Consider the following 16598-nt stretch of genomic DNA (forward strand, 5'->3'; position numbering starts at 1 on the left):
CGGCGCAGCGCCGCCGTTCGATCGACGCGACCGCACTCCCCTGACGTCTACCAGACGCGGTACGGGACCGTCGCTGCGTAGGCAGTGCTGCGATCGACGGTGACGGTGACGCGCAGGCGCCACTCGCCGCTGACCGGAATGCGGGTCTCGGCGAGGAAGTAGTCCGGGGCGAGGTCGCGGGGGGTGACTCGGCGGAACTCGATGTCCAGGGGCAGGGAGTTGTCGTCGCGGGTGAGCCGGCCGGTGAGGTCGAGGACGTCGAGGGGAGTTCCGTTCGCGTCGCTGACGCGCACGGTGAGCTGTTGTTCGCCGGCACCGGTGCCGTCCACATCGAGCAGGGCGCGGACGGGGCCGAGCGTCACCGTGGTGTGAACCGGCGGGTCGTAGGCGTCTCGGGCCGGCGTGATTCCGGCCAGCACGGCGCTGATCACGAGCACCGCACCCAGGGTCGCCGATTCCGCGCGAAGCCAGACCGGACGAAATTCGCCTCTGCTCAGGTGGCGGCGGATCAGCGCCGCGACGACCAGAGCGAGCAACACCGCGACCAGCTTGGCCAGCAGCAGTCGGCCCCAACTGGTGGTCCACAGTGCGGCAAGAGGTTCCACCGCGCGCAACGCCTGCACGGTGCCGGTCACCGCCAGGACGACGACGGCGGCGATCGCGAGCGCACCGAAACGACGCAGGGCTGCGCTGCGTTCGCTGCCACGCCAGACGAGAAGGGCCGCGACGATGCCACCGGCCCACACCGCCACGGCTGCGATATGTCCGGTCGTACTCGCCACGGCCACAACACGATTCGGGCCCGACACCGCGTGGCCGGAAGCCGCCGAGGCGACCAGGACGATCAGCGCGCCCACGGTCGCCGGGAGCAGAGCGACAGCGGCCGGAATTCGACTGCCCGCCGCGGTGATGTTCGGCGCTCCGGGACCGAAAAGCCGTCGAAACGCCGGAAGCCTCGGTGGCGGCGAGTGCCGGTCCTCGCTCGCATCATCACCGACTCCCCGAGCTGACCGCGCAGCAATCACCCGCACCATCGGGACGAGTCCGATGCCGAGCACAAGCGCTCCGACGGCGCGGATCAGCGCCGAGGCGCCGGTGGTCGAAGTGAACGCACTGCCCCACACCGACGGATCCGCCCAGCCCGCCGTTCCACCGAGCCGACCCGGTGTGATCGCGAAAACCGCGACGGACGTCACGGCGATCGTCACCGCGCCGGTGACACCGAGCTGCCGTACCAGCGCGGGGGCCGCCGGACCGCACAGCAGCACGACCACCGGCACCCCGACACCGAGCACGATGCCGACATGCCCGAGGGCGGTGAGCAACCGGACCATGGTGTCCAGTGCGGCCGACAGTGGATCCGGCGGCGGCGCGGTGAGAGTGGTGTCGGGCGGGACGCCGACACCGAACACGCTCGAGCCGCCGACGGTGTGTCCGTCGGCGGACAGGATCACCCAGCTGAGCAGGTAGGTCCCGTCCGCCAGCTCGGCGGGCAGCGCGCCGGACACGGTGTGATCGTTGTCGGCGTAGCGGATCTCGCCGATCCCCACCCGCACACCGTCACGGTCGAGCACCGTCAGACCCGATTCCGCCACGGTGACAGCTTCGTCGAACGTCACCGACACCCGGTCCTGCCCCGGCACCAGCACTTTGCCGTATCCCGGATCGGTGCCGACGAGCACGGCATGCGCCGCGGCGGCGCCCACCGCGCCCAGCGTCCAGACGAGCGCGGCGAACACGACCACCGTCCAGCGCAGCCGATGACGCCCCGGGGCAGCGCTGGTCCACGGCGCTCGGGGCGTACCGCCGACCGCGCACGGTGACCGACGATGCCCTACCGCGCTCGCGCCGCCGCCGGCTCGCACGGCATCAACCACCGAGGAAGGCCGTCCAGGCGAACACCGAAGCGGCGAGCGCGTTTTCCCATTCCGGTTCCCGCTCCCGCGGTTCGTTCGGCGAGCTCGAAGGCGGAACCGCCGGACGATTCGGTGTCAACGCGGCGACCAGATCCCGCCACCGGCGCCCACCCCAGCGGAAGTCTTCGCCGCCCATCGCCACCGTGGCCATCACTGCGCCGAAGTCGCGTCGGCTGCCGGATGCGCGCGCCGGCCACGGACGAAGGCCGCCGCGGACGCACCGAGTGCCACCAGCGACACGCCGAGCGCCGTCGACCCCGCCCAGCCACCACCTGCCCGCGCCGTCGTCGGTGAGGCTGTCGCAGGCGAACTACCGTGTGCCCCTGCGTGTTCCGCACCGGCGAGCCGAACCTCCGGAGCGGGTTTGTCCGCCTCGGTGCCGTCGTGGCTCTGCTCGATCCAGGCGACCACGGTCCCGTCGCTGTAGCTCTGCCGGGTGGGCAAGGTGAGGACTCCGGATTGCGGGAACGGCCCGACGAGCAGCCGGAATTCGGCGAACTCGCCCGGCCCCACCCCGCTGCCCGCCCGGGCGGTGAACGCCACCGTCGACACCACCTCATCGATCTGCTTGCCGTGCCCGTTGTCGATCGGCGCGGAAAGGCGGGTCCGCCGCAACGCCACGTCCCAGCCCGGCGTCGTCTCGTTGCGCACCACTGCCAGCGGATGATCGCGAGGCAGATCCACTTCGAGGCCGATCGTGCTCGCGGTCGCGGACTCGGTGGGTACCCGCAGCGTCACCACGGTATAGGCACCGGGTACCGCGTCCGGGGCCACTGCGGTCACATGGGCCTGTGCCGGCGTGCAGAACAGCACCGACGCACCGGCCGCCGCCCCCAGCGCGGCCCACCTCGTGTACCTCATGACGCCTCCGCGCGCGCGAGGTGAGCCACGAACGCGGCGGCGTCGACCCCACCGACCACCCGACCTTCGTGCACGATCAGCACCTCACCGTGGTAGTCGGCGAGCCGTGTCACCGCGGCTCCCACCGGCTCGGTGGTGCCGGCGAACGCCGGCGGCGGATCCAGGTGCGCGCCGATCGGATCTCCGTCCGCAGCGCCGACGAGCCGAGCCTGGGTCGCGGTGCCGAGCACCTCGGCGACCACGACCGGTCCCGCGGTCTGCCTGGCGAGGACGACCGGAAGCGACCGGCGCGAAGCGAGTTCCCCGCGCACCGACGACACGGTCGTCGTCGACGGGAGCAACCGCGCCTCGCCGAGCACCGACGAGCCCGCTCCGGCCGAGCGGGCTCCCTCGACCACACCGAGCGCCGAACCGACCGTCAGCTCATCATGGGCCGCGAGCAACGCGAACCCGTACTGCCCGAGCCAGCCGTCGTCGAAGTACTTCGACAGGTACGCGCGTCCCGAGTCGGGCGCGATCACCACCACCACGTCGTCGGGCCCGAGCGCGCGGGCCACCCGCAGCGCGGCGGCGATCGACGTGCCGGAGGAACCACCGAGCAGCAGCCCTTCCTCCTTGGCCAACCGGTGCAGCACCCGCAGCGACTCCCCGTCGGAGATCCGCTCGATCCGGTCGATCACCTCGGTGTGGTACGACTGCGGCCATTCGTCGAGTTCGGTGTCGGGATGCCGGTAGTGGCCCACCGACTCGACATACCAGGCCCGCCCGTCGCCGCCGCCGTACACCGATGTCTCGGGATCGGCTCCGATGACCTGGACCCGGCTGCCGGAGACCTCCTTCAGGAATTCCCCTGTGCCACTGACGGTTCCGCCGGTGCCGATCCCCGCCACGTAGTGGGTGACACCGCCGCCGGTCTGAGCCCAGATCTCGGGACCGGTGGTTTCCCGGTGAGCGGTGGGGTTGGCCGGGTTGTCGTACTGGCCCGCGAACCACGCGCCGGGGATCTCCTCGGCCAACCGCAGTGCGACACTGCGCAAGTGCTCGGGATGCCCGACCGGACGACCGCCCGGTGTCACGTGCACCTCGGCGCCGTAGGCCCGCAGCAGCGCGATCTTGTCGCGGCTCGACTTGTCCGGCACGACCACCACCGTGCGATAACCACGGGCCGCCGCGAGCGCGGCCAACCCGATCCCGGTGTTGCCCGACGTCGCCTCCACGACGACCCCACCTGGCCGCAGCTCGCCCGCGGCCTCGGCCGCGTCGAGCATGAACAGCGCCGCCCGATCCTTCACGCTCCCACCGGGATTGAGGTATTCGAGCTTCACGTACACCGTGGCGGCGATGCCGTCGGTGATCCGGTTCAACCGGACCAGCGGCGTGTGCCCGACGGCCTGGTCGATGGAGTCGAACACCGTCGCGGTGCGCCGGGTGTGCTCGATGTCGATGGTCATGCCGCCGACCTTCCTGTCTCGCCGAGCAACCGCAGCACTTCCCGCCGCAGTCGCAGATAGTCGGGGTCGTCGTGATCACGTGGACGTTCCAGTGCCACCGGCAGTTCGGCGATCACCTTCCCGGGCCGCGGGGAGAACACGACGATCCGGTCGGCCAGGCGAAGCGCCTCGTCGACGTCATGGGTGACCAGCACCCCGGTGAAGCCCTCGGCCTGCCACAGCCGGGAGATCTCCTGTTGCAGGGTGGCGCGGGTCAGCGCGTCGAGCTTGCCGAGCGGCTCGTCGAGCAGGAACAGGCGCGGCCGGTTCACCAGTGCCCGCGCGAGCGAAACCCGTTGGGCCATACCGCCGGACAGCTGCGCGGGCAAACTGTCACGGAAGCTGTCGAGACCGACCAGCCGCAACGCTTCCTCGATGCGGTCGCGGTCGGCGGCCAGGGTGCCACGAGCCTGCGGACCCAGCGCCACGTTCTCCGCCACCGTGCGCCACGGGAACAGCGTCGCGTCCTGGAACATCAACGCTCGGTGCGGGTCCGGCCCGCGCACCTGCTCGGCGTCGACCCGCACGCTGCCGCGCGAGGGTCGGTCGAGCCCGGCCAGCAGCCGCAGCAGGGTCGACTTGCCGCAGCCGGACGGGCCGAGGAAGGCGACGAACTCGCCCGGCTCGATGCGCAGACTGATCTCGGTGAGCACTCGCAGTCTGCCGAGTTCCTGAGCGCGGGTCGGCGCCGGGACGGGTCGACCGAGCACCCGGTCGAGGACACCGCGACGGCGCGGGCCCGCGACATCGAACTGGTGGGAGACGCCCTCGATGTCGACCGCGCTGCCCGCGAGTAGACCGTTCACCATCGCACCAGATCCTTCTGCCAGCTCAAGGCCCGGTTACGGACCCGGAACAAGATCAACATCAGCAGTCGGCAGACCAGCACCATGATGATGATCGCCGCGTACATCCGCGGGTAGGCGGCCCAGCCCTTGGTCCACTGGATGTACCAGCCGAGACCGTCACGGACACCGAGCAATTCGGCCACCGCGAGCGCCCCGAGCGATGCGCCGAGTCCCATGAACAGCCCGGTGAAGATGCTGGGCAGCGCACCCGGCACCGCCACCCGCCAGATCAGGAAACGCGGTGTGGCGCCCAGGGTCTGGGCGACATCGAAGTACCCCCGCGCCACTCCGGCGACGCCCGCGCGGGTCAGGACCGCGACCGGGAACCACACACCGAACGCGACCATGAACACGCTGCCCGAGTAGGTCGACGGCGACAGCACCAGGACCAGCGGCAGCAGGGTCGCCGCGGGCACCGGTCCGAGGAACTGGAGGAACGGATTTCCCCAGTACGATGCCACTTTCGACCAGCCCATCGCCAGCCCGGTGCCGAAACCGGCGACGGCGCCGATGGCGAATCCGGTCAGCAACAGCAGCACCGAGTGCCAGGTGCTCGATGCCAGAATTCCCGCGTCCTCGGAGAAGGCGAGCAGCAGGTGCTGTGGTGAGGCGAAATGTGGTGGTACCAGCCACCCGGTCTTGGCGGTCGTCCATTCCCACACCAGCACCCAGGCGCCGAGCACGCCGATCCACGGCGTCCATTCCCGCAGCGACGCCGCGGTGGCGGCGCGCCGGTAGCCCGCGATCGCCCACCCGGTGAGTACCACCGTGACGCCCGTGAACAGCAGCCCGGCAGCGAAGGGATCGGCGGCGTCGAGCCGATCGGGGATCACCGAGGTGAGCACGGCGGTGAGCGCCCAGATCGCCCAGGTGACAGCGAATCCCGGCGTCGGCGGATACCGCAGCGCGCGCGGGGTCGCCCGTACGGCCGGCCCCGCGACCACCGGCGTGACAGTCGTGGTCAATGTCTCACCACTTCAGGCCGAGATCGACATAAACCTTGTTCGCCAGCACCTCGGGGTCGGTCTTGCGGTCGAGATACCCGGTCTTGGCGAATTTCGCGATGCCGGGAGTGATCTCGGCCTTGAGCTTGGCGGCCGACGGGTTGTAACCGTAGGTGGCCAGAATGGACTCCACCACCGGTTGTTCGGCCGCGACGTACTTGTGCTGAACCTGCAACGCCGCGGCGCCGGCGATATTGGCGCCCACCCACCGGCTGCCCTCCGCCCACGCCGTCACCAGCGCTCGCGCCACGTCCGGATCGTCGCGCAGCAGCCTGCCGTTGATCGCGGTGGCACAGCAGTAGTGCTGCTTGTTCACGCCCTGAGAGTTGTTCGTCAGTTCTCGTGCCTTGCCCTTCAACGTGGGCAGCAGGGCGATGGGATCACTCGCCGCGATCGCGACGATCTCACCGCGCGCCAACGCGTCGGGCAACTGGTCGGTGTCGAAGACCCGCCAGTCCACGTCCTCGCTCGGGTTCAGGCCCGCGTCGAGCAGGTCGAGGGAGAAGAACGACATGGCCGAGTCACCGATGGCACCGACACCGACGGGCTTGCCGCGCAACTCCGCGACAGAGGTGATCGGACTGTCCGGCGGCACGACGATGCGCAGGCAACCCTCGTGCAGTCCGGCCGCCAGTTTGGCGTCGATCCCCTGCTCGATGGGCTTGAGCCAGGAGAAGAAGATGCCAGGTGCCGCGTCGAGCTTGCCCGCGCCGACCGCGTCCTTGATCTCGCCGCCGCCGGTCTTGACGACCTCCACGGTCAGGCCGTGCTTGTCGAAGATCCCCTGGTGCAGCGCGGCGAACAGCGGCGCCTCACAGATACCACCACCGTGCCCGATCTTGATGGCCCGGTTCACCCCACCCGTACCGGGCGTGCGGCGAGTCGTCAGCCAGGCCGCGAGCCCGCCGCCGGCCACCACCGCCGCCGCGGCGCCCGCGCCGGCGAACAGGGTGCGCCGCGACAGCCCCGCACTGGGCGGCTCGGGCGGCGCGGTCAGATCCTCGTCCTCGGGAGACGTGTCCACCACGGGGGCCACCGCGTCACCCGGCTCGGAATTGCTCATCGAAAACCTCGTTCTCCGCGCACCATTCGGCGCGGACCCTCAGCCGCGCGTGCACGTTCCAGATTCCTCGCAGCCGCACCGCGTCGACAGGTTTGTTCTCACCCGGATTCGATCGACGCCTCGTGAATTACTCGCACCCGTGCGCCGAATCATTGCGCCTGGATAGCGCGATGGCGATAGTTCTCGGCACGTCGTCGAGTAGGAGGCCGCCATGACCGCGACCGAACCACCCCGTTCCGGCGCACAAGCCGTCGACCGTGCCGTATACGTGTTGAACTGCTTTCAGGGTGGCGACCCCGAATTGTCGCTGAGCGAATTGGCGCAGCGAGCCGGGCTGCCGGTGAGCACCACCTTCCGGCTAGCGCAGGCGCTGGTGCGCGGCAGACTGCTCGAGCAGGACCCGGCGACCGACCGCTACCGGATCGGGCACGGGCTGGCATGCCTGGCACGGCCCGCGCTGTCGCGGCTCGGGCTCGACGACGCGGCGCCGCACCTGTACGCGCTGGCCGCCGGCATCAAGATCACCGTCAGTCTCAGTGTCGCCGATGCCGACGAAGCGCTCACCGTGTTCCAGGCGCGGCCACCGATCCACTTCTGCCACAACCAGATTCCACAGGAGCGCCGACCGCTGACCACCAGCGCCGTCGGTCACGCGCTGCTCGCGCACGCCGCGGCGGGACTCGACCGCGGCAACGGCGAACTGTTCGACACCATTCGCCGGCGTGGATATGCCATCGAGGAGATCGACAGCGACGAACCGATCCGCGCGATCGCCGTCCCGGTCCTCGGCCCGGATCGGCAGGTGTGGGGTGCACTCGGCGTGCAGGCGCGCGCGGTGCGCCTGGACCGCGATCTGGTTCGCGCCGTGTTGCCCGCCATGCATCAGATCGCGGTGCGCATCGGCCCCTATTTCCATACCGCGGCCGCAGGTGAGGGATTCGACGCACCATGATTTTCACGATGTGGAAACAGTATTGCCGAGCCGTTATCTGTTGACGCACTATTGAATACAGGCGGCGTCCCCTACGCCGATCCCGCTTCACGAAAGTCTTCTCATGATCGAATCCCCCGCGCTCGTCCGCCGCCGTACGGTGGACTTGATGCGCCTGTCCCCCGGATTCTGTCGCAGCTGAAACAGCGGCGGCATTCCTCCGTCGCCGATCTCTCCTTTCTCTCCTCCCCCGTCAATCCGCCCTTCGTGTGCGGATCGTCGCGGCGTGCGCCCGTGGTGGCCCGTCGCGTGGTCCTGCCATGCCGCAGAAAGAATTCGCGAACCATGTTGTCCAATACCTTCCGACGACGTCCGCTGCGTGCGCTCGCCGCCGCGCTCGTCGCACCCGCCGTCCTCGCGGTCGTCACCGCGTGCGGCGGCACCGATGCGGCGACGACCGCCGACGGCAAGACCGTGCTGCGCTACCAGGGACAGACCGGACAGGTCACCCCGTACGAGCTCGCCGACAACCTGGGCTACTTCACCAAGATCAGCTTTCAGTGGGAGGGCGACACCACCAGTGGCCCGGCCAACATCCAGGCGGCCGCCACCAAGCAGGTCGAATTCGGCAGCGCGTTCAACGGCGCCGTGGTCAAGCTCGCCGCGGGCGGTGCGCCGGTCCAGGCGGTGCTGAGCTCCTACGGCTCCGATGCCAAGTCGTTCACCGGCTACTTCGTGCGCGAAGACGCAGGCATCACCAACGCCCGCGACCTGATCGGCAAGAAGGTCGGCGTCAACACCCTCGGCGCGCACCACGAGTTCGTCACCCGTGAATGGCTGCACCAGCAGGGCCTGAGCGAGGCCGAGATCAAGCAGGTTCAGTTGATCGTGGTGCCGCCGGTCAACACCGAGGAGGCGCTGCGCAGCGGGCAGATCGATGTGGGGGCGCTCAACAGCGTGTACCGCGAGACCGCGGTCGGACGCGGAGGCCTGCGCCCGCTGTTCACCGACACCGGCATCTTCGGCGAATTCGATTACGGCACTTATGTTTTCCGCAAGGACTACATCGCCCAGAACCCCGAGGCGGTCAAGGACTTTGTGCAGGGCACCGCACGGGCGACCCGGTGGCTGCAACTGACCCCGCGCGATGAGGTCGTCGCGAAGTTCACCGAGATCATCAACAAGCGCGGACGCAACGAGAACCTGAAGCTGCTCGACTACTGGCGCAGCCTCGGCATTCCGGTGCCCGGAGCGGTGATCGCGGAGAAGGAGATCCAGATCTGGATCGACTGGCTCGAGCGCAACGGCGAACTGCCCAAGGGCAAGATCATCGCCAAGGACCTGTTCACCAACAAGGACAACCCCTACGCCAACGGCACCTACCAGCCGACGAGCGGCCCGACCGGAGAGGTGGTGGCCGCGAAATGACGGGCAACCCAGCCAAACTCGCGCTGCGATCGGTGGGCAAACAGTTCGCCGTGCGCGGCTCCGACGAGAAGTTCACCGCGATCGACGACATCTCCATCGAGGTCGAGGCGGGCGAGTTCCTCGTCCTGGTCGGGCCGAGTGGCTCCGGCAAATCCACGCTGCTCGATCTGCTCGGCGGACTGAGCAAGCCCAGCTCCGGGCAGATCCTGCTCGACGGTGCCCCGATCACCGGTCCCGGCCTCGACCGCGGTGTGGTGTTCCAGCAGTACGCGCTGCTGCCGTGGCGTACCGCCCGCGCCAATATCCAGTTCGGCCTCGAGGCCAAAGGCATCGCTCGCAAGGAACGCAAGGCGATCGCCGAGCACTACCTGGAGCTGGTCGGCCTGGCCGGTTTCGGTGACCGGTACCCGCACGAATTGTCCGGCGGTATGAAGCAGCGCGTGGCGATCGCCCGCAGCCTGGCCTTCGACCCCGAGGTGCTGCTGATGGATGAGCCGTTCGCCGCCCTCGACGCGCAGACCAGAGAGTCGTTGCAGGACGAATTACTGCGGATCTGGCGCACGACCGGCAAGACGATCCTGTTCATCACCCACGGCATCGACGAGGCGGTGTACCTGGGCCAGCGCGTCGCGGTGCTCACCTCGCGTCCCGGCCGGGTGAAAGCCGTGATCGATATCGACATCGACCGCGGCGGCGATATCGATGTCCGCTCCAGCGAACAGTTCCGTGGCTATCGCCATCGGATCTGGACGGAACTGCAGAGCGAGGTGAGCCGGGCCCAGCGCCTCGAACTCGCCGCCGACGACAGCACGGCCGCCGCGGCGGTCGCGTCCACCGACAGGAGTCCCGCCCATGTCTAGCGCCGTCCCCCTGCTCGTCCGCCCCGTCGAGGTCGCCGCCGAACCGGTCGCGCCCCCGGCTACCCTCACCGCGGCGCCTGCCGCTCGCTCCGCGTTCAGCCGAGCGGTCGGCTCGGCAGGCAGCGCTGTCCTTCGCATCGCCAAACCCTTGCTCGCCTTCGCGCTGCTGCTCGGCGCCTGGGAATTGGCGCCACGGTTCGGACTGGTCGACGAGGTGTTCCTCCCGCCGTTCTCCACCGTGGTGCAGGCCTTCTTCGAGTTGGCGGGCAACGGCCAACTGGCCGAACACACCTCGGCCAGCCTCACCCGGTCGGTCACCGGATTCTCCTTCGCCCTGGTGATCGCCGTCCCGGTCGGCATCGCCATCGCCTGGTACAAGCCGGTCTCGGATTTCCTCAATCCGGTGCTCGAACTGTTCCGCAACACCGCCGCGCTCGCGCTGCTGCCGGTGTTCGTGCTGATCCTCGGCATCGGCGAGACCTCGAAGATCGCCCTGATCGGCTACGCCACGTTCTTCCCGATCCTGCTCAACACCATCACCGGTGTCCGCACCGTCGACCCGCTGCTCGTGAAATCGGCGGTATCGCTGGGCTTCTCGCCGCTGCGGTTGTTCCAGAAGGTGATCCTGCCCGCGGCGATCCCGTCCATCTTCACCGGCATCCGGATGGCCGCGGCGGGCTCGATCCTGGTCCTCATCGCCGCCGAGATGATCGGCGCGCGCGCCGGTTTGGGCTATCTCATCACCGCCGCGCAGCAGAACTTCCAGATTCCGCAGATGTACGCGGGAATCGTCGCGATCTCGCTGATCGGCCTCGGTTTCAACTTCGCCCTCGTCGCTCTGGAACGCCGGCTCTCGCGCTGGCGCACCTCACCGACCAATGCCTGATCAGGAGATCACCATGGCTAGCAGGACTTTCCATCTGAACGCCTTTCTGATGGGTGTCGGCCACCACGAGGCCGCGTGGCGCCATCCCCGCACCGACGAACAGCGCGTCCTGGACGTGCGGCACTTCCAGGAACTGGCCCGCATCGCCGAGCGCGGCAAGCTCGATTCGGTGTTCTTCGCCGACACACTCGCCGTGGGACCCCGGATCGAACGCAACACCCTCACCGTGTTCGAACCGATCACGCTGCTGTCGGCGATCGCCGCGGTCACCGAGCGGATCGGCCTGATCGCCACCGCGTCCACCAGCTACAACGAACCGTTCAATCTCGCGCGTAAGTTCGCCTCGCTCGACCACATCAGCGCGGGCCGGGCGGGCTGGAACATCGTCACCTCCGGCAATGTCGACGAGGCCTACAACTTCGGGCTCGACGCGATTCCCGAGCACGCCCGTCGCTACGAACGCGCCGAGGAGTTCGTCGACGTGGCACTGGCGCTGTGGGACAGCTGGGAAGCCGAAGCGATCGTGCTCGACACCGAGGCCGGCGTCTTCGCCGACCCGAGCCGGGTGCACACCCTCGACTACGCCGGCGAGCGCTTCCGTGTGCGCGGCCCGCTCAACTCACCGCGCGGACCGCAGGGCAGGCCGCTGCTGGTGCAGGCCGGATCCTCGGAATCGGGCAAGGAGTTCGCCGCGCACCGTGCCGAAGCCGTGTTCACCGCCCAGCGCACCCTCGACGAGGGCGTGCGGTTCTACCGCGATCTCAAGTCCCGCCTGGCGAAATACGGTCGCGCACACGACGACTTGAAGGTCCTGCCGGGGCTGGTGCCGTTCATCGCCGACACTGCCGAGGAGGCGAGGGCGCTCGAACAGGAGTTCACCGACCTGATCTCGCCCGATTACGCACTGCGCCAGCTCTCCTCGATGCTCGGCGTCGACCTCACCGCACACGCGCTGGACGCACCGTTGCCGCCGCTGCCCGCCGAGAGCGAGATCGAGGGCGGCAAGAGCCGGTTCACGCTGGTCAAGCAACTGGCCGAAACCGAGGACCTCACGGTACGTCAGCTCATCGGCAAGCTGGGCGGCGGCCGCGGTCACCGCACCTTCGCCGGCACACCCGAGCAGGTGGCCGACGAGCTGCAGAGCTGGTTCGACGCGGGCGCGGCCGACGGGTTCAACATCATGGCGCCCTACCTGCCCGGCGGCCTGGCGGAGTTCGTGGACCGCGTGGTGCCGATCCTGCAGGAACGTGGACTGTTCCGCACCGACTACGAATCCACCACGCTGCGTGGTCATTACGGCCTCGCCCCGGTGGACAACCAGTTCGCCGAGCAGGACTCACGGGTGAGCGCCTGATGCACACCCGGCGTCTCGACATCGAGTTCATGCGGGTGGTGAGCAGCTCCTGTCCGAGGTGAGCAGTCCCGCACCCCGGCCACAGACTTCCCACGAAGGACCACCGACATGACCACCATCGAAAACCCCAGCGTCGTCACCGCTCTCGAGATCACCCCGGTCGCGGGCCACATCGGCGCCGAGGTGACCGGCGTCGATCTGCGCGAGGAACTCGCCGACTCCCAGGTCGAGGAGCTCACCGCGGCGCTGCACCGGCACAAGGTGCTGTTCTTCCGCGACCAACGGATCGGGCACACCGAACAGATCGCGTTCTCCCGCCGCTTCGGCGCGGTCACCCCGTCGCACCCCTATGACGACGACGCGCCCACCGAGCACCCCGAGATCCTCGCGGTCGACAGTCGCCTCTACGAGAAGAAGTTCGGCCGCAAGAAGTTCAGCTACACCAACCAGTGGCACACCGATGTCTCGCCGCTGATCAACCCGCCCGCGGCGTCGATCCTGCGTGCCGAGATCGCGCCGGAGACCGGCGGCGACACCCAGTGGACCAACCTGGCCGCGGCCTACGCCGGTCTGCCGGAATCGCTGCGCACCTTCCTCGACGGACTGCGCGCCGAACACCGTTTCGGTGGCCGGATCCCGCCGTGGGAGGCGGGCAGCGAATACGCCCGCAAGATCGCTGCCGCACCGCTGGTGACCGAACACCCCGTCGTGCGCGTCCATCCGGTGACCGGTGAGCGCGTGCTGTTCGTCAACCCCGGCTTCACCACCAGGATCCTGGGGCTGACCCCGCCGCAGAGCGATGCCCTGTTGCAGCTGCTGTTCGACGAGATCTCCCATCCCGCCTACACCGTCCGCTTCCGCTGGAGCAAGGGCAGCATCGCGTTCTGGGACAACCGCGCCACCGCGCACCTGGCCCCCAGCGACCTCGACCATCTCGACGTCACCCGGGTCCTCTACCGCACCACCCTCGAGGGCGACATCCCCGTCGGCGTCGACGGCCGGTCGTCCACCCCGATCGCCGGCACGAAGTTCACCGGCGCCTGAGACCCGTTGCGGTGCCCGCGCCTTCGGCCGGGCACCGCACCCTCGGCCCTTGCCGGCCCCCACCTCCCCGCGCGACACACACAGGAGCACACAATGACCGAACCGTGGCACACCAGGACCGACGTGCTCGTCATCGGCGGCGGTCCCGCGGCATCCTGGGCCGCGATCCACGCCCGCGAGGCAGGCGCCGAGGTGATCCTCGTCGACAAGGGCTACTGCGGAACCAGCGGCGCCACAGCGCCGTCCGGCACCGGCGTGTGGTACGTCGCGCCCGAGGCCGAAGCCCGCGCCAACGCGAAAGCGAGCCGGGAGGCCCTCGGCGGCTACCTCGCCGACCATTACTGGATGGACCGCGTCCTCGACCAGACCTATGCCAACATGAACCGGCTCGCCGTCGAGGGCCGCTACCCGTTCCCGGTGGACCCGGCCACCGGTGCGCAGCTGCGAACGGGCGTCCAGGGCCCGGAGTACATGCGCCGGATGCGAGCGTGGCTCACCCGGCTCGGCGTCCAGGTCCACGATCACTCCCCCGCGCTGGAACTGCTGGTCGACGAGACAGGCGCGGTGCGCGGCGCGGCGGGCTATCAGCGCCAGCTCGACCGGGACTACCGGATCACCGCGGGAGCGGTCGTGCTCGCGACCGGTGGTTGCGCGTTCCTCTCGCGCGCGCTCGGCACCAACGTCGACACCGGCGACGGCGCGTTGATGGCGGCCGAGGCCGGCGCGCGATTCTCCGGCATGGAGTTCTCCAACGCCTACGCCATCGTGCCCAAGGGTTCCACCATCACCAAGACCGCCTACTACGGCTATGCCACCTTCTTCGGCGAGGACGGCAGGGTGCTCGAGGAGGCCGGGTCGACGAAGGGCCGCTCGGTGATCGCCCGAACCCTCCTGCAGGAGAAGGTGTTCGCCCAGCTGGATCGCGCGGACGAGACCGTGCAGGCACAGATGCGGGTCGGTCAGCCGAACTTCTTCCTGCAGTTCGACCGGCGCGGCATCGATCCGTTCACCGACCGATTCGAGATCGACCTGCTCGCCGAGGGCACGGTGCGCGGCACCGGCGGCATCGACGTGATCGACGACGACTGCGCGACAACGGTTCCCGGCCTCTATGTCGCCGGGGACGCGGCCACCCGCGAACGCATCTGCGGTGGTTTCACCGGAGGTGGTAGCCACAACGCCGCGTGGGCGATGTCGTCGGGAAGCTGGGCGGGCACGGGCGCCGCCGAACACGCCGTGGCAGCCGCCCGATCCACCGGCGCGGTACACGGCATCGGCGGAGTCGGCCTGCACCCCGGCGACGCACCCTCGCTGACCGCGGCCGAAGTCGTCGCCGCCGCGCAGGACGAGCTGATCCCCTTCGAGAAGAACTACCTGCGCCACGGTGACCTGATGCGCCCCGCGCTGGCTCGGCTCGACGAACTGTGGGACGCCGCGGCGGCCGGTCTCGGCGGCGGCACCGGCGAGGAGCGGGTCAGGGCCCGGCAGGCGGCGGCGATCACCGCGGTCGGACGTCTCATGTACCGATCCGCGTTGGCGCGCACCGAGACTCGCGGCATGAGCAAGCGCGCCGACCATCCCGACCTCGACGCGGCACAGCACCACCACCTGCACTCGGGCGGTCTCGACCGGCCGTGGGTCGATCCGTCGGACGCCCGCAACTCGGGTCTGGCGGTGGCGTCGTGATCGAACTACTGCGCGCGCAGGACTGCATCGGTTGCGACAAATGCGTGACGGCCTGCCCCACCAATGTCTTCGACCGCGTCGACGGCGGGATTCCGGTTATCGCACGGCAATCCGATTGCCAGACCTGCTTCATGTGCGAGGCGTACTGCCCCACCGACGCACTCTACGTCGCGCCCGAGGTGACCCCGCTGCCGCCGGACGCGACGGTCCCCACCGAGCACATCGGTCGATATCGGGAAAAGCTCGGGTGGGGACACGGGCGCACTGCCGGTGCCCAGCTCGCGGTAGGGCCGCGGCTTCCGCACGGCGCGCCGCCGCCCCGGCTCAACTCCTGAGGGCGGCGCCCGTCGGGTGCGGCAGCGGACCGAACAGCGGGTCGTCGAACACGCTGCGTTCGACGACCGGGTCGGGCTCGCGCAACAGCTCGGCGGTGCTGATGTCGGACCAGTCGTATCGTCCGTCCTCGCACTGCATTTCGACCATCGACACCGCCGAGATCGTGTCATCGAGGGCGAAGTCGGCCAACCCGTCCTCGGCGAGCGCGGTGCGGATCTCCCGCACCGGTGACGGGTGGATGGCGTGGGCCAGCGCCAGGTAGGGCCGTAGCGGCTCACCGAAATCGGGGATCCGCTCGCGGATCCACACGTCGGTCAGCGCGTCGGTCAGATCCGCGCGCACCCGCAGCAGTTCCTCCGACACGGTGATCGGCAACCGGATCGTCTCGGCGGTGACCTCGGGCGGCCCGAAGGCGAGCTGGAACGGCGCGAGCTCGGCGAGCAGGTCGCGGGCGCCCGCCACCAGCGCCGCCAGGTGCACTCCTTTGACCCCGTCGGCGAACCCGATGCCCTGCACGCCGATGCGCAGCCGGGCGGCGTCGACCTGTTCGAGGTCGGGCAGGCGCGACAGCGTGGGCGCGAAGATCTCGACCAGTTTGTCGGCGACCGGCTGGGTCGGGGTGATCTGCCAGTTGTAGAACGAACGACCCGGCGTCCACCCGGGACGCCACCACCAGCGACTGGCGACAGTCATCTCGCTCGCGATCATCGTGCGCCACCTCCCGATCTCGGCCGACCCGCGGGTGAACACCCGGCTGGCCGGTCGTCCGCCCGACACGATCGGCACCGATGCTGCGATGCCAGTTACCTCACAGCGACGGTATTCCCGGTGTGACCGGCGGACAACCTGGCGAGACCGTTCCGTTGCGCCTTCGACGCACTACACTGACTG

General features: G+C 69.3%; 16 protein-coding genes. 8 read left to right on the plus strand and 8 right to left on the minus strand.

Annotated elements, in window-relative coordinates; translation table 11 throughout:
* Positions 1 to 47: 47 nt before the first annotated feature.
* From ACFWFP_RS09455 to ACFWFP_RS09485, 7 genes are read right to left on the minus strand one after another with little or no spacing between them, the layout of a single operon-like run.
* Complete coding sequence (locus ACFWFP_RS09455; protein ID WP_379294261.1) at positions 48 to 1877, minus strand: copper resistance protein CopC; 1830 nt, start codon at positions 1875 to 1877, stop codon at positions 48 to 50.
* Positions 1870 to 2067 carry a hypothetical protein gene (locus tag ACFWFP_RS09460; protein ID WP_379294262.1) on the minus strand — a complete coding sequence of 66 codons (198 nt, stop codon included), beginning with the start codon at positions 2065 to 2067 and terminating at the stop codon, positions 1870 to 1872. Before ACFWFP_RS09460 ends, ACFWFP_RS09455 begins: the two co-directional genes overlap by 8 nt.
* Positions 2067 to 2777 carry a YcnI family protein gene (locus ACFWFP_RS09465; protein WP_379294263.1) on the minus strand — a complete coding sequence of 237 codons (711 nt, stop codon included), beginning with the start codon at positions 2775 to 2777 and terminating at the stop codon, positions 2067 to 2069. Before ACFWFP_RS09465 ends, ACFWFP_RS09460 begins: the two co-directional genes overlap by 1 nt.
* A complete protein-coding gene (locus tag ACFWFP_RS09470; protein WP_379294264.1) occupies positions 2774 to 4228 on the minus strand; it encodes a PLP-dependent cysteine synthase family protein in 1455 nt (484 codons plus the stop codon). Before ACFWFP_RS09470 ends, ACFWFP_RS09465 begins: the two co-directional genes overlap by 4 nt.
* Positions 4225 to 5076, minus strand: a complete 852-nt coding sequence (locus tag ACFWFP_RS09475; RefSeq protein WP_379294265.1) for an ABC transporter ATP-binding protein — start codon at positions 5074 to 5076, stop codon at positions 4225 to 4227. Before ACFWFP_RS09475 ends, ACFWFP_RS09470 begins: the two co-directional genes overlap by 4 nt.
* The gene (locus ACFWFP_RS09480; RefSeq protein WP_379294266.1) at positions 5070 to 6080 is read right to left on the minus strand and encodes an ABC transporter permease; all 1011 of its coding nucleotides are present in this window, start codon (positions 6078 to 6080) and stop codon (positions 5070 to 5072) included. The genes ACFWFP_RS09475 and ACFWFP_RS09480 overlap by 7 nt, the downstream gene beginning before the upstream one ends.
* 4 nt (positions 6081 to 6084) lie before the next feature.
* On the minus strand, positions 6085 to 7182 hold the full coding sequence (locus ACFWFP_RS09485; RefSeq protein WP_379294267.1) for an ABC transporter substrate-binding protein: 1098 nt from the start codon (positions 7180 to 7182) through the stop codon (positions 6085 to 6087).
* A gap of 211 nt (positions 7183 to 7393) precedes the next feature.
* Between ACFWFP_RS09485 and ACFWFP_RS09490 the strand changes: the two genes are divergently transcribed.
* The 8 genes from ACFWFP_RS09490 to ACFWFP_RS09525 all read left to right on the plus strand — a co-directional run bounded on the left by ACFWFP_RS09490 (position 7394) and on the right by ACFWFP_RS09525 (position 15706).
* Entirely contained in the window at positions 7394 to 8134 is a 741-nt protein-coding gene (locus tag ACFWFP_RS09490; RefSeq protein ID WP_379294268.1) for an IclR family transcriptional regulator, read from the plus strand.
* Positions 8135 to 8458: 324 nt separating this feature from the next.
* Positions 8459 to 9541 carry an ABC transporter substrate-binding protein gene (locus tag ACFWFP_RS09495; protein WP_379294269.1) on the plus strand — a complete coding sequence of 361 codons (1083 nt, stop codon included), beginning with the start codon at positions 8459 to 8461 and terminating at the stop codon, positions 9539 to 9541.
* Positions 9538 to 10401 carry an ABC transporter ATP-binding protein gene (locus ACFWFP_RS09500; protein ID WP_379294270.1) on the plus strand — a complete coding sequence of 288 codons (864 nt, stop codon included), beginning with the start codon at positions 9538 to 9540 and terminating at the stop codon, positions 10399 to 10401. The genes ACFWFP_RS09495 and ACFWFP_RS09500 overlap by 4 nt, the downstream gene beginning before the upstream one ends.
* Positions 10394 to 11287: an ABC transporter permease gene (locus ACFWFP_RS09505; protein WP_379294271.1), complete on the plus strand. Its 894-nt coding sequence runs from the start codon at positions 10394 to 10396 to the stop codon at positions 11285 to 11287. Before ACFWFP_RS09500 ends, ACFWFP_RS09505 begins: the two co-directional genes overlap by 8 nt.
* 13 nt (positions 11288 to 11300) lie before the next feature.
* On the plus strand, positions 11301 to 12641 hold the full coding sequence (locus ACFWFP_RS09510; RefSeq protein WP_379294272.1) for an LLM class flavin-dependent oxidoreductase: 1341 nt from the start codon (positions 11301 to 11303) through the stop codon (positions 12639 to 12641).
* A 108-nt stretch (positions 12642 to 12749) separates the two neighbouring features.
* On the plus strand, positions 12750 to 13685 hold the full coding sequence (locus tag ACFWFP_RS09515; RefSeq protein ID WP_379294273.1) for a TauD/TfdA dioxygenase family protein: 936 nt from the start codon (positions 12750 to 12752) through the stop codon (positions 13683 to 13685).
* 93 nt (positions 13686 to 13778) lie between these two features.
* Positions 13779 to 15371, plus strand: coding sequence for an FAD-binding protein (locus ACFWFP_RS09520; protein ID WP_379294274.1), 1593 nt, complete (start codon positions 13779 to 13781; stop codon positions 15369 to 15371).
* Positions 15368 to 15706 (plus strand): 4Fe-4S dicluster domain-containing protein, encoded by a 339-nt coding sequence (locus ACFWFP_RS09525; RefSeq protein WP_379294275.1) that lies wholly within the window; start codon positions 15368 to 15370, stop codon positions 15704 to 15706. Before ACFWFP_RS09520 ends, ACFWFP_RS09525 begins: the two co-directional genes overlap by 4 nt.
* On the opposite strand, the gene ACFWFP_RS09530 is transcribed toward ACFWFP_RS09525, so the two are convergent.
* Positions 15696 to 16415, minus strand: a complete 720-nt coding sequence (locus ACFWFP_RS09530; protein WP_379294276.1) for a 2'-5' RNA ligase family protein — start codon at positions 16413 to 16415, stop codon at positions 15696 to 15698. The genes ACFWFP_RS09525 and ACFWFP_RS09530 overlap by 11 nt on opposite strands.
* Positions 16416 to 16598 lie beyond the last annotated feature (183 nt).

This window comes from Nocardia sp. NPDC060249, assembly GCF_042728755.1.
GTDB lineage: Bacteria > Actinomycetota > Actinomycetes > Mycobacteriales > Mycobacteriaceae > Nocardia.